This window comes from Paenibacillus sp. CCS19, assembly GCF_033239625.1.
Classification (GTDB): Bacteria; Bacillota; Bacilli; order Paenibacillales; family Paenibacillaceae; genus Paenibacillus_T.
In genome coordinates this window covers 317,136-329,394 of sequence record NZ_BTCK01000002.1, presented here as the reverse complement: position 1 = coordinate 329,394, position 12,259 = coordinate 317,136, and the positions used below count along the sequence as shown (strand labels likewise).

Sequence of the window (12,259 nt, the reverse complement as noted above, 5' to 3'; positions counted from 1 at the left end):
CTTAATTATCGGCGGTTCGTATCGACCTTCACAGGGAAGATGCGATCGACCATTGCGTTGAACTCCGCGATAAAGCCTTGGATCGGATGGCCCGCCTTCACATCGTTCCAGTAGCCGTTCATCCGGTCAACGAAGTCCGGGTTCGCCGAAATGTACACGTGATCGACGCTTGGCGCCATCCGCTTAACTTCGGCTGCGATGCTGTTCTTCACTTGCTCGGTCAGCTGCATATCGGCATTGGCTGCTGCACCGCCGCTGCGAGCATGGTACAGGCTGCCATCATTGTACATGTTGTTATTCGCATAAGGGCGATAGTTGTTCGTGTTCGTGTTGTATGTGCCATAACGCGGCGAGCCCGTCATACCGGTGCCAATGCTTTCGCTGAAGTTGCGAACGCCATTCATGCCGCTCGCGCCTTTGTAAGCATTCTTCTTATTGCTGAGCCCCATCACGCGATAGCCGAGATGACCGGTACGGTCGATGTCAGAATTATTCATCATGGTGCCATTAAACGAAGCGCCAGGCGATGGCGTAGAAGGAAGCGGCTTGCTGCCATAGCCATTGCTGCCAAGACCAAGGCTCGAGCGCTGCATCGTGTTCGAACCGCCTGGGCTGACACCATCATGAAGGGATACGGCCACATACGCATTGTGGTTCGTCAACATGACTTGTGCGCTCTTGACGAGCTTCTTCGACGCCAAGCTGTCCGCGATATTCTGGCTCATCTCCATGCGGTAGTTATCATGGATGCCGACAAGGTTGTTGCTGTTCTGACGCAAACCGTTGACTCGGTTCATCTCGTTCATCTGATCGTTCGCGAACCGTTTGCTCATGATTCGATTGCCCATCATATCGTAACGTACGCTTTGCTGCTCGACCGGATGACGGTTGCCCAGATCACCTTGATTCGCCGCACAACCAGCGAGCATCGTACCGAGCGCAAGAGAGGCGGCAATCATTTTGAACTTCTGCTGCATCGTACTCCTCCATTCGGATATCGAAATAGGAACGTCCTTAGCGTGCGTCGCCTGCGGTGCGTGTATGCTAGTAGCCGTTTGGAGAAATGGGGACTTTGTGTGTGGCGCATAGGGATCGAATGGTTGTGCAAAATAAAAAAGCCTGCCCGCTCGGGACATGCTTGTGATAAACGCCACAGTATGGGCAGACGTGCGCTGTTATACAATACAGGTTGCAGCTAACTTCGTTAGTCATTGGCTAACTTGGTGATTTGACTAGTTACTGGCGGCAGAGATACGGTTGAGCAATGCTAAAGCTTTTCGGAGAAAAGCAGCTTCGGAAGTTTAGACTATATCGCTTCTCCAGAACAATTCCGCCCCTTCGCTTTACTGACCTCCATGCCCGGGTTCTTAAAATAAATGTTCGCTCGTCGTATACCTGCCTCGCGTGATAGAAGTAGCAGATTGGTTACTGGCGGGAGAGATACGGTTCAGCAATAGCCCGCTGCGGTGTGGAACCTAATTCAAGGTACTAAGTCCTACATCCGATCATTTCTGCAACAATAGCCTCTCTCACAACCTTTAATCATCCAAACTCCTACTTTTTCTCGAAATAGTCACTATTGCAACCGTTATGCACGAGATCCGTTACGAATTGTCATCGGAATCTAGTGATTCTATTACGTTCATATACCAACTAACCTCAACGAGACTCTCCTTTTACTCAAGTAAACTTTGCGTTACTGAACAAATAGCTAACTTTTTCTTTTCACCCACTTGACTGGTAGGAATTATTGGATTATTATCAACTCAAGATATTTCAACGCTCATTAATTTAGCATTGAAGTAATATCATATCGCCGATTGGATAACCAAAGGCCCCAACGATTCTCGCGCTGCGTGCGGGATGATGTTGCGGTCTTTTTTGTGGTACCTGCACAACAATGGTCCAAAGAAAGGAGCGCAAAGTGAGCATCGAATGGTCTCAACTAGAAGAAATCGACTGGCTGTTCCGGCGAATGGTCCGGAAATTCGTGAAGGAACGCGACAAAGTAACAGTTGAAGGAATCGCACTACCCGGCCTCCTCATTCTTAACAAAGTAATGCGAGACGGAGAGCAGAAGCTTGGCGATCTGGCCGAGGAACTTGATTTGACATCCGGTGCCATCACTGCTTTGTGCGACAAGCTGGAGAAAAGTGGTTTCGCTATGAGACGACGATTAGAAGCGGATCGCAGAACGGTCATGCTTGACATTACGAATGAAGGAAGAGACATGCTGGCTCGCAATCGCAGCGTTGGCCTGCAATGTATCAAGCTCCTGTTCGGAAGCTTTACCGCGCAGGAGCTGGAGTCGCAGAAGGCTGCTTTTACGCGAATCACCGATAATCTCGAGCAATACGCCGACAACATTATGAAGCTGGCGAAACAGGATGCGGAGCAGGAGCAGCCTCAACCGAGCATCAACCGCCCTGTACGCGAAGTACCGACGAAGAGCAATTTCTTGAGCTACTAGTCACCTGCCAATACGGCCAATCTATCAAACTACATCAAAGCGTACGCTTCCGATGCTAGTTATTTGCTTACAGGCAGATGACTCCAGGAAGCGGCGCAAATAACTTTTAAGGAGCGATTCACTTATGGGACATCCTACTATTTATCCAACTGGCGCAACGGTTTATTTGCCTGAGAAAGCTTGGAGCGGCTACACGATCTTCCAAGCTGCGCAACTCGGCGCACTGCTTATCGACATGAACGGCAAAGAGGTTCATCTATGGAAAGGACTGCGCGGCTTCCCGAACAAAATCCTGCCAGGCGGCTTCGTAACCGGCAGCACCAAGGAACGCGATCCGAAGTACGGCTTCCAGGACGAAGCGAACCTCGTCCAAGTTGATTTCAACGGCAACGTCGTCTGGAAATTCGACCGGTATGAGCTGATCAACGACCCAGGCTATGCGCCGGAGTGGATGGCTCGTGCGCATCACGACTATCAGCGTGAAGGCAATCCGGTCGGCTACTACGCGCCAGGCCAAGAGCCGCAGACGAATAGCGGCAAAACGCTCATTCTAGCGCATAAGAACGTAACGAAACCGGAAATCTCCGATAAACTGCTGCTTGATGACACGATCATCGAAGTGGACTGGGAAGGCAACATCATCTGGGAGTGGGCTGTCAGCGACCACTTCGAGGAGCTCGGCTTCGACGAAGCCGCGAAGAACGTATTGTTCCGCGATCCGAACGGACGCCATTTCGGCGGCAATACAGGCGGCGACTGGATGCACATCAACTCCGCATCATGGGTTGGCCCGAACAAATTCTATGATGCCGGCGACGAGCGGTTCCATCCGGACAACATTATCTGGGATGCGCGCGAATCAAACATTATCGGTATCACGGACCGCCGCACGGGCAAGATCGTCTGGCAGCTCGGCCCTGACTACTCCAAGCCTGAAGTGAAGCATCTGGGTTGGATTATCGGTCAGCACCATGCGCACATCATCCCGCGCGGACTGCCGGGCGAAGGCAACCTGCTCGTATTCGATAACGGCGGCTGGGGCGGTTACGGCCTGCCGAATCCGGCATCGCAATACGGTCAGAAGAACGCGGTTCGCGACCATTCGCGTATCCTCGAGATCAACCCAGTAACGCTCGAGATCGAATGGCAGTATACGCCAACTGAGGCTGGCTTCATGCAGCCGCTTGACTCATACCGTTTCTACAGCCCTTATATCAGCTCTGCGCAACGTCTGCCTAACGGCAACACGCTCATTACCGAAGGCGCGGACGGACGTATCTTCGAAGTGACTCGCGAGCATGAACTCGTGTGGGAATACATTTCTCCTTATAAAAATAAAATCAACGCCAACATGGTCTATCGTGCATACCGCGTGCCTTACGAGTGGGTTCCGCAGCTTGAGAAGCCGCAAGAGGAAGCGATCATTCCGATCGACGTAGCGGATTATCGCGTGCCGGGTTCCGCGCCAAGAGGCGCAGCTTCCGCTGTCGAAGTCGTAGGCACGCACTCCTTCGATGAGGGTGCCTTCTGCGTCGCGAGCACGGACGAAACGTCAGGGCAAAGTTCGGAAGAGTAAGGGAAGAGATTATCAGATGCAAGGTCTCACCCGTCCGCTGTGACGGGTGAGGCGATTGCTACATTTTACAGGGGGGACCCTTCTATGAAAACAATGAAAAAACGTTCAACATACAGCTTGCTGCTTATTACGGTATTGATCGCCGCGCTGCTCAGCGCATGCGGCAAGGACGAGGCGAAGACGACCAGCGCAGCCGATACATCTGGTAGTAGCCAGACATCGGATGCCGCAGCCGATCCGATCTCCATCAAGGTCGCCGACATTCTCACCAATCCGGTATTCCGCATCGCGAAGACGCAGGGCTTCCTCGAGAAATATGGCATTGACGCACAAATCATCACATTCGCAACACCCGCCGAGGGCATCAACTCCATCTTCATCAAGCAAGCGGATATCGCATGGGGCGCGGATTTCCCGATCCTTAACGCTGTGAGCAAAGGCGACTATTCCATCATTGCAGCAACCGGTACGAACACGGACATTGCAGCGGAGAAGTGGAAGCTGTACGTCGGATCCGATATCCAATCGGCAGCCGATCTGAAGGGCAAGAAACTCAGCACGCTTCGCGGTACGTTCCTCCCTTATCTATGGGATGAATATTTGAAAGACAACGGCGTAGCTGCCGATGAAACGAAACAGATTGGCCAAGGCGGCTTCGACGAGGCTTATGTAGCGCTCAAGAAAGGCGAGATCGACGCGGCTTGGGTCGTAGGCGCAGCGATGATCGAGAAGTTCAATGCGATCGAAAGCGTGCACGAGCTTACGGATATGTCGAAGACGAGCGTCCGGATCGGCGGCGGCATCATCGCACCAAACAGCCTTATCAAGGAGCACCCGACGGCAGTTGCCAACCTCCTTCGCGCCCTGGATGAAGCTTCCAAATTCATCACCGAAAATCCGGAGAAAACAGCTGACATTTTGTTCGACGAAGTGAAACAGCCGAAGGAATCGACGCTCCGCGACCTGTCGACGAATAACTGGGAAATCGGCTTCAAGCAAGAGTCGTTCGACAGCTTGTCCAGCCAGAAGAAGTATATGATCGGCGCTGGCATCATCAAGGATGACTTCGACCTCGCGAGCAAACTCAACCTCGATGGCATTAAACAAGCCGCGCCAGATCGCGTGACTTACGGCAAATAAATCTAATAAGAAGTAAGCAATTTGCTTGGCGTATGCTTTCGATGCGAGCAAATTGCCAGCAAGACGTATTTTCAAGGAAGAAAGCAATTTGCTTAGCGTATGCTTTCGATGCGAGCAAATTGCCAGCAAGACGTATTTTCAAGGAAGTAAGCAATTTGCTTTTAGGAGGATGGCCCATGTCTGCTAACACCAACGCTGCTGCGTTGTCGTCCAATACGATCACGATCGAGCGGCTTAACAAAAGCTATGCCGACCACAAACCCGGCAGCATTCACTACATTATCAAAGACATCGACCTTGTCATTAAGGGCGGCGAGTTCTTCGTCCTGCTCGGTCCGAGCGGCTGCGGCAAGTCGACGCTGCTCAATATCATTGCAGGCTTCGTATCCAAATCCGGCGGCAACCTGCGGGTCGGTGACGAGGAGATCAGTAAGCCTGGACGCGAGCGCGCCGTTGTGTTCCAGCAGGCAGACTCCTCCCTATTCCCTTGGCTCACTGTACGTCAGAACGTCGAGTTCGGGCTGAAGATGAAGAAGATGCAGAAGGATCAGCGGCGTGCAATCTCGGATCGATTCATCCGTCTTGTCGGCCTGTTCGGGCACGAGAACAAGTTTCCGCGCGAGCTCTCCGGCGGCATGAAACAGCGGGTGCAGCTGGCTCGCGTGCTCGCCAACGATCCAGCCATTCTGCTCATGGATGAGCCGTTCGGCGCGCTCGACGCGATGACGCGGCGCACGATGCAGAAGGAGCTCAGCCAGATCTGGCAGGAAACGAACAAAACGGTTATTTTCGTCACGCACGATATTCAAGAAGCGCTTCTGCTCGGCGGTCGGATCGCCGTGATGTCGCATGGACCGAATGCACGAATTACCGATATTTACGATGTGCCGATGGGTTATCCGCGCGATGCCTCGCTGCCGGAATTCCAGGCGCTGCACCGTACGATCCAATCCCACTTCGATGCGGAGCTGGAAGGAGGCCTGCATCCATGAAACGAAGCCTCCTTCATAACAAATGGTTTACAGTCCCCGTGCTGTGGCTGTTCGCCATCTTCGCTTGGCAGATCGGCGCTTGGATCTATGGGCCGGAGATTATCCCAGGTCCAGTCGCAACTTGGAAAGGTGCGCAGGAGCTGCTCGAAGACGGTTCGCTCGTCAAATATATCGGCGTCAGCTTCTACCGCGTCTTCCTCGGCTGGGCGCTCGGCAGCCTGCTCGCGATTCCAGTCGGACTCGTCATCGGCAAAGTAACCGCTATCCGCGTATTCGCGGAGCCGTTCCTGAACTTCATTCGCTTCATTCCGCCGATTGCATTCATTACGCTGTTTCTCGTCTGGTTCGGCATCGGCGAGCAGTCGAAGGTCGCCCTTATCATGTACGCGACGCTGTTCATCGTCATGATGAATACGCTGACCGGCGTCCTGGCGGTCGAAGAGGATAAGATTCGCTCCGCTCGCAGCATGGGCGCATCGGAGTGGCAAATTCTAGTCCATGTCGTCATCCCGGCGACGACGCCTTACATCTTCACCGGCATCCGCTTGGCGATGGGCACGTCCTACATGGCCATTATCGGTGCCGAGATGATTGCCGCGAACGAAGGCGTCGGCTTCCTCATCTGGAACTCCCGGCTGTTCTTCCGCACCGACTGGATCTTCGTCGGCCTCATCAGCCTTGGCTTGATGGGTTTCCTGACCGACCGACTGGTTGGATGGATCGGCCGCAAGGCGCTGTATCGGTACGGCGTCATCAGTTCCGCGCCGATTAGGCGATAAACAATAATACCCCTGCCATGGCATTATGGCAGGGGTATTTTTTAACCTAATGCATTCAACTCGATCTCGAAGCCCAAGTCCTCGATCATCTGATGGTCCGTCGTAATCTCCTGCCCCGCAGTTGTGAGATAATCGCCTACGAAGAGGGAGTTGGCTGCGTATAAAGACAAAGGCTGCAGCGTGCGAAGGTTCACTTCTCTCCCGCCTGCGACACGAATTTCTTTGGACGGGCAGATGAAACGGAACAGCGCCAATACCTTCAACGCCTTCATTGCCGGTGTGCGTCCCGCTTTCTCGAGCGGCGTGCCCGGAATTGCATTGAGGAAGTTGATCGGAATGGAATCTGCATCCAGGTCCCGAAGCGCAAAGGCCATCTCTACAATTTCTTCGTTCGACTCTCCCATCCCGATGATGACGCCGGAGCATGGCGACATGCCGCTCGTCTTCACCTGCTCTACCGTATCTACCCGCTGATCATATGTATGGGTTGTCGTGATGGACGAATAATTGGACCGGCTCGTATTGAGGTTATGGTTATACCGATGCACGCCTGCATCCGCAAGACGCTGCGCTTGATCGCTCTTCAGAATACCAAGGCATGCACAAATCTTCAGCGGCATCGTTGCGCGAATTTCTTCTACCGCAGACACCACCTGATCCATCTCCCTCGACGTCGGACCTCTGCCCGAAGCCACGATGCAATACGTCCCCGCCTTGCGGGCCATCGCTTCACGTGCACCTGCAAGGAGGGTTTCGCGATCCAACATGGAGTATCGCTTCACCGGTGCAGTCGATACGATCGATTGCGAGCAATAGCCGCAGTCCTCGGGACAAAGTCCGCTCTTCGCATTGATGATCATGTTCAGCTTCACTTTGATGCCATAATAATGTTTCCTCACTTGAAAAGCCGCCTGCAGCAGCGGGAGCACCTGTTCATTCGGCGCATTCAGAACGGCTAATCCTTCTTCTACTGTCAAACACTCCCCGCGAAGTGCCTTATTTGCAAGTGACTGCCACGCGATTACACGGTCTGTCGTTTGGATGATCATCAGCTCCTATCCATATATGTTAACCTATATTTAATGATTATTGGTTAACAAACAGTCGTGACCAGTTTATCAAAGCCGGGAGCGGACGTAAAGACATTTTTAGGAAACCAAAAACACCCGTGTTATCCTCATCGGAACGCGGGTGTTTGGCGACTCGTTTATTTTCAATAGAAAACGCTGACGTACCGGCTCGCCTTCTCGCTGCTTCTCAACCTAATGATTAGAAGAGACATCGCAAGCGACGAGAGGAATACGAGAGCAAACCATGTCAGGCTGTGCGCCTTTACATCGCCGAGCGCATTCGAATATAAACTTAGGAACATGCCGTGCGAGCAGTATATCAATAAGCTGCTGTCCCGGAGCGCCTTAAAGTCGATCGACCAATTCGGCGATTTCTTGTGAAGCAGCATTTGGAATAAGAAGTACGTCGCCGGAAGCAGCATGATCACCATATTACAATCTCGAATGACGATGAATTGATTCAACAACACAACCTCGATGATCACGCCAACGATAGATAGCGAGAACCAAAGTCCTGGTCTCGCGTAGCGAACCGTCACCCTTCGCTCATACATATAGGCCCCTAATACCACATACACCAGTCCGAAGAACAGCCCGTTCCTCGTTGTTCCGAACCATTCCGAGTATTGAATCGCCAAACGGGAAAGCACCGTATCGTCGCCTAATACGCCGAAGTAGGCATCGCCAAACATGCCAATCACGTACAGCCCAATCGATAACAGCAGCAGCTTGGATAATGACATCATTCGAATACCGAAATAGAGCGCCGTTATGGCGAATAAAAGCGCAGGAAAATACCACAGGTGAAAGTGACCGCCCAAGAAAATAAAGTCTCTTAAATAGATCAAAATGGCGCGCAGCAGATCATGATCGTGCTCCTGATAGGAATGCGGGATGTCATATACGCCATAGATCAGACTCCAGACCAAGTAAAGGACGGCTATCCGTTTCGTATATTTAGCCCAATAACTGCCCGCTGACTTCGCAGCAGTCCGCTTGTCGTTAGTGGATATTTTGCTGAAAAATAAGTACCCCGAAGCGGCGAAGAAGAATGGTACCGCAACACGCGCTATCGTGTTCTCGAAAGCCAAGCTTATTGTCTCGTTCAACGAGAGCAGCGGCGTTGTATGAATACTGACAATCAGGATTGCAGCTATGAATTTCATGATGTCGAGGTTATTCAAATTGTTAACACGGTTCAAGACCCTCACTACCCTTTCCTTTCGTGGTAATAAAGGTCTATTTTATCATAGGTTAGAAAATTAAGGTTATTGTGTGGATAAAAAATACAATTGCAGCGTTTGATTTACTAGACTCTTGCTCCCGATGAAATTACTTCTTCGCTTTAATCGACAACCATTGCGGAAGGGCCGCCATCGGATTCGATCGCCAGTCGCATAAATCTTCAAGCTCTTCGGCTGAGAAGGAATCGACATCATGAATGGAATCGTCAATCCAGAACGAGCCGTCCTCCGCGAACATTTCTTCTATCTGGTCGAGCCGCAAACCTGCTGTAATCATGGCGTTCATCAAGTCTTGCATGCGCCAGTTGTACAGAGGTATATCATCAATAACAATCGGACCGGTTGCATCGTATGATTTGACGATCGTTGGTGTCTGGCTGCCCTTGTCGAACGGACGGTTAAATGGATGTACGTCCAGCATAAGGTACGTGCCACCGTCTGTGAGAATCCGATGAATGCTGCGATACATAGCAGATAGATCGTCAATCCAGACATGAACACCATTGGACGTGTATACCAGGTCATATGCATTGGAAGGAATCTCACCTAACGTCATCGTATTGTCGCAGATGAATTGAATATCCCAACCATGTTTAGCCGCAATTGCAGCGCTATTCGCTATTTGACGTTCGGATATATCGACGGACGTTACGGAGGCTCCCATCAGATGAAATGCAAATGCCGCATGGTTGTTGCCGCTTGAAGGGACACATATTCGTTTGCCTTCCAGCGTCGGACAAGCCTGCCGAAGCATGGCATAAGTCGCTGGATGGAATGCCGATTCCGGGTTGCGAATAATACCGGAAATCACCTCATCCGTTCGATAGATGGGATACCATGTTTCTGACCATTCGTTCCATTTATTAATAAGTTTCGCGTTAACCATTCTTAGCCCCCTCTTCTTCCTTGATAGGATAAGTTTACCAATATCCGAGGCGTTTGACTGGATCATTCATAATTAGAAATCATTTTTTACACAAAGACGCAAACACACAAACTCATCCCGTAACGGCCTGTCTGAAATGCCGCTTCGTTCCAGCTGTATTTTACTTGCTATAACATACATGTTATAACATATATATAGTGAGGGGGAGTTGGATGAAGCTGGATCAACATGTCGGGTTTCTTCTGTCGAAGACGCTTCGGCAATTGAATTGTTTGTTTAATCAGGAATTCAGCCAACACGGCATTACGAGCGAACAATGGTCCATACTGAAAAGAATGCACGAACAAGAAGGAAGCAGCATCAAGGATTTAGCCTTAGGAGTCGGGAAAGATCAGGCTAACGTGACTAGAATATTGGACGTGCTGGAGAAGCGGGGTCTGGTGGAACGATGCGCCAATCCGGATGATAAACGTTCCAGCTTGCTATATTTCACGGAAGAAGGGAAGAAACTTACCGAAACGTTAGTCCCTGCCGATGCGAAGGTGCATCAGATCGCAATCGACGGATTATCGGAACAGCAAATGGAGCAGTTCGCACAGATGCTGGCGGCAATCAATCACAATGCGCAGCAATATTTGACGAAATCGAAGAGTAGTTGATTAACGTAGTTGGTGACATCGAAACATGAATTGTCGCAGCTAGAGAAGCATAGAGAGAAGGAAATTCACAATGAACGACAAAGTTGTCATGCCGATCTGGATGTTTGGCGTATTCATCGTCATTATGAATACGACGATGTTTAACGTGTCCATTCCGAGCATTATTCAAGAGCTGCATATAACCGCGGATCTTGGTTCATGGATCATATCCAGTTACTCCATCGGGTACGCCTTATCCACCGTCATCTACAGCCGTTTATCAGACAGCATCCCGCTTCGGAAGCTTCTGTTAGTCGGCTTGACCATTCTGGGTCTGTCCTCCGTCATCGGGGTGTTCGCAACCGACTTCAGCATGCTGCTGACCGTGCGAATTCTGCAATCGGCCGGCGCCGGTACGATGGCAGGTCTCGGGCTCGTCATGGCAAGCCGTTACATCCCTTACGATCGTCGGGGAAGAGCGATTGCGATGATCTCGACTGGCAGTGCGATGGCTTTTGGTTTTGGCCCGATCATCGGCGGCATTATCGGAGAATATATCGGCTTTAACGGGCTGTTCGCGGTTACTTGCCTTATTCTGCTCGTGCTTCCGGTGTTGATGCGCTTACTGCCGAAAGAAGAGAAGAAACCTGTCCAATTCGACGTGGTCGGGGCACTCTTAACGATTATCAATGCAGCGTCGCTGCTCATTGCCGTCATGCAGCGTTCCGTCTATTGGTTCATCGGAAGCGTGATCTCCATTGCGGTGCATGCTTGGTACTTGAAAGCCGTTAAGAAAGAAACGTTCATCAATCCGAAGCTGTTCTCGACCAAAGATTACACCAAGCTCACGTTGATCGGGTTCTGCGTATTGGTGCTGAACTTAGGCAATCTATTCCTTATGCCGCTGGCCTTGGCCAACCTGTCTCATGAATCTACCCTCGTCATTGGACTGACGATTGCGCCTGGCGCTATTCTGTCCGCCTTGTTAGGCCGCTTCGTCGGCCGCTGGATTGATCGTTACGGGAATATCCGATTCCTGCTAGCTGGACAAGCGATATTGGCGATCGTATTGGCCGTATTCTCATTCGCCATTGAAGTCTCGCCTATCGTCATTCTGTGCGGGTACTTATTATTCTCGCCTTCATTCTCGGCGACGCTGTCTTCGCTCAATAACGAGACATCGCACATTCTGCCCAAGCAGTTGATCGGGTCCGGAATGGGATTGATGCAGCTCATTCAATTCTTCGGCGGATCGATCTCGGTTGCGGTGTGCGGCATGATTCTGACGATGCAGAAGAGTATCCCGCTAGGCTTAGCCTATGAGCATGTCTATCGTGTGCTGCTCGTCGTATGTCTGCTCTCCCTGACCGTCTCGGTATGGTACAAACTGTCCGCGAGCAAGTCGGAGAAGCTTGTGCAGGCGACGGCTTAATCGGGATTGATCTATCCATCTACGTTAGGGCA

At 51.3% G+C, this 12,259-nt stretch carries 11 protein-coding genes; 7 read left to right on the top strand and 4 right to left on the bottom strand.

What is annotated here, in order from left to right; translation table 11 throughout:
• Positions 1 to 5 precede the first annotated feature (5 nt).
• Positions 6 to 977: a YhcN/YlaJ family sporulation lipoprotein gene (locus SBI19_RS03500; RefSeq protein ID WP_317964978.1), complete on the bottom strand. Its 972-nt coding sequence runs from the start codon at positions 975 to 977 to the stop codon at positions 6 to 8.
• A 923-nt stretch (positions 978 to 1,900) separates the two neighbouring features.
• Here SBI19_RS03500 and SBI19_RS03495 point away from each other — a divergent pair.
• The 5 genes from SBI19_RS03495 to SBI19_RS03475 all read left to right on the top strand — a co-directional run bounded on the left by SBI19_RS03495 (position 1,901) and on the right by SBI19_RS03475 (position 6,957).
• Positions 1,901 to 2,470, top strand: coding sequence for a MarR family winged helix-turn-helix transcriptional regulator (locus tag SBI19_RS03495; RefSeq protein ID WP_483312230.1), 570 nt, complete (start codon positions 1,901 to 1,903; stop codon positions 2,468 to 2,470).
• Between the two features lie 124 nt (positions 2,471 to 2,594).
• Positions 2,595 to 4,046: an aryl-sulfate sulfotransferase gene (locus SBI19_RS03490; protein ID WP_317964974.1), complete on the top strand. Its 1,452-nt coding sequence runs from the start codon at positions 2,595 to 2,597 to the stop codon at positions 4,044 to 4,046.
• A gap of 84 nt (positions 4,047 to 4,130) precedes the next feature.
• Complete coding sequence (locus SBI19_RS03485) at positions 4,131 to 5,186, top strand: ABC transporter substrate-binding protein (protein WP_317964972.1); 1,056 nt, start codon at positions 4,131 to 4,133, stop codon at positions 5,184 to 5,186.
• 176 nt (positions 5,187 to 5,362) lie between these two features.
• Positions 5,363 to 6,178 carry an ABC transporter ATP-binding protein gene (locus SBI19_RS03480; protein ID WP_317964970.1) on the top strand — a complete coding sequence of 272 codons (816 nt, stop codon included), beginning with the start codon at positions 5,363 to 5,365 and terminating at the stop codon, positions 6,176 to 6,178.
• Positions 6,175 to 6,957 (top strand): ABC transporter permease, encoded by a 783-nt coding sequence (locus tag SBI19_RS03475; RefSeq protein ID WP_317964968.1) that lies wholly within the window; start codon positions 6,175 to 6,177, stop codon positions 6,955 to 6,957. Before SBI19_RS03480 ends, SBI19_RS03475 begins: the two co-directional genes overlap by 4 nt.
• A gap of 41 nt (positions 6,958 to 6,998) precedes the next feature.
• On the opposite strand, the gene bioB is transcribed toward SBI19_RS03475, so the two are convergent.
• The 3 genes from bioB to SBI19_RS03460 all read right to left on the bottom strand — a co-directional run bounded on the left by bioB (position 6,999) and on the right by SBI19_RS03460 (position 10,157).
• Positions 6,999 to 8,006, bottom strand: coding sequence for a biotin synthase BioB (gene bioB, locus SBI19_RS03470; RefSeq protein WP_317964966.1), 1,008 nt, complete (start codon positions 8,004 to 8,006; stop codon positions 6,999 to 7,001).
• Positions 8,007 to 8,170: 164 nt separating this feature from the next.
• Positions 8,171 to 9,229, bottom strand: a complete 1,059-nt coding sequence (locus SBI19_RS03465) for an acyltransferase (protein ID WP_317964964.1) — start codon at positions 9,227 to 9,229, stop codon at positions 8,171 to 8,173.
• Positions 9,230 to 9,359: 130 nt separating this feature from the next.
• Positions 9,360 to 10,157, bottom strand: coding sequence for a class I SAM-dependent methyltransferase (locus SBI19_RS03460; RefSeq protein WP_317964962.1), 798 nt, complete (start codon positions 10,155 to 10,157; stop codon positions 9,360 to 9,362).
• 212 nt (positions 10,158 to 10,369) lie between these two features.
• Between SBI19_RS03460 and SBI19_RS03455 the strand changes: the two genes are divergently transcribed.
• A complete protein-coding gene (locus SBI19_RS03455) occupies positions 10,370 to 10,816 on the top strand; it encodes a MarR family winged helix-turn-helix transcriptional regulator (RefSeq protein ID WP_317964960.1) in 447 nt (148 codons plus the stop codon).
• Positions 10,817 to 10,886: 70 nt separating this feature from the next.
• Positions 10,887 to 12,227, top strand: a complete 1,341-nt coding sequence (locus tag SBI19_RS03450; RefSeq protein WP_317964958.1) for an MFS transporter — start codon at positions 10,887 to 10,889, stop codon at positions 12,225 to 12,227.
• Positions 12,228 to 12,259: the final 32 nt, after the last annotated feature.

Coding starts and splice junctions, on each gene's coding strand:
- bioB (WP_317964966.1), bottom strand. CDS start 8,006: ATGATCATCCAAACGACAGACCGTGTAATCGCGTGGCAGTCACTTGCA.
- SBI19_RS03480 (WP_317964970.1), top strand. CDS start 5,363: ATGTCTGCTAACACCAACGCTGCTGCGTTGTCGTCCAATACGATCACG.
- SBI19_RS03460 (WP_317964962.1), bottom strand. CDS start 10,157: ATGGTTAACGCGAAACTTATTAATAAATGGAACGAATGGTCAGAAACA.
- SBI19_RS03455 (WP_317964960.1), top strand. CDS start 10,370: ATGAAGCTGGATCAACATGTCGGGTTTCTTCTGTCGAAGACGCTTCGG.
- SBI19_RS03475 (WP_317964968.1), top strand. CDS start 6,175: ATGAAACGAAGCCTCCTTCATAACAAATGGTTTACAGTCCCCGTGCTG.
- SBI19_RS03500 (WP_317964978.1), bottom strand. CDS start 977: ATGCAGCAGAAGTTCAAAATGATTGCCGCCTCTCTTGCGCTCGGTACG.
- SBI19_RS03495 (WP_483312230.1), top strand. CDS start 1,901: ATGGTCCAAAGAAAGGAGCGCAAAGTGAGCATCGAATGGTCTCAACTA.
- SBI19_RS03485 (WP_317964972.1), top strand. CDS start 4,131: ATGAAAACAATGAAAAAACGTTCAACATACAGCTTGCTGCTTATTACG.
- SBI19_RS03450 (WP_317964958.1), top strand. CDS start 10,887: ATGAACGACAAAGTTGTCATGCCGATCTGGATGTTTGGCGTATTCATC.
- SBI19_RS03490 (WP_317964974.1), top strand. CDS start 2,595: ATGGGACATCCTACTATTTATCCAACTGGCGCAACGGTTTATTTGCCT.